The sequence below is a fragment of the Undibacterium sp. SXout7W genome (genome assembly GCF_049339385.1).
Classification (GTDB): Bacteria; Pseudomonadota; Gammaproteobacteria; order Burkholderiales; family Burkholderiaceae_D; genus Undibacterium.
Window position 1 is genome coordinate 1 of record NZ_JBMPPF010000158.1, and the last position, 285, is coordinate 285.

At 61.8% G+C, this 285-nt stretch carries 1 pseudogene; it reads right to left on the reverse strand.

Features of this window, described 5'->3' with window-relative positions:
- Positions 1 to 285, reverse strand: a pseudogene (locus ACO0LB_RS20915) (two-component sensor histidine kinase); the annotation flags it as partial.

Below are 285 nucleotides of genomic sequence, written 5' to 3' on the forward strand. Positions count from 1 at the left end.
CCGCGCCAGCAGGTCATTCAATGCTTGCGTCAGCGGCTGGATTTCCTGCGGCAACATGGCGTCCGGAATCGCCGACAGGGCGTGCATGTCGCGCGCCTGCACTTCTGCTGCCGCCCGTTTGATCGGCGCCAGGCCACGGCTGACCGCGACCCAGATCAATATGCCCAATAACGGAAACAGCAACAGCAAGGGGGTAACGGTTTTGATCGCCATCTGCGCTGCAATCTGATTGCGCGCGCTTTGCGGCTGGGCGATCTGCACCACCGTATTGCCGATCTGTGCGCT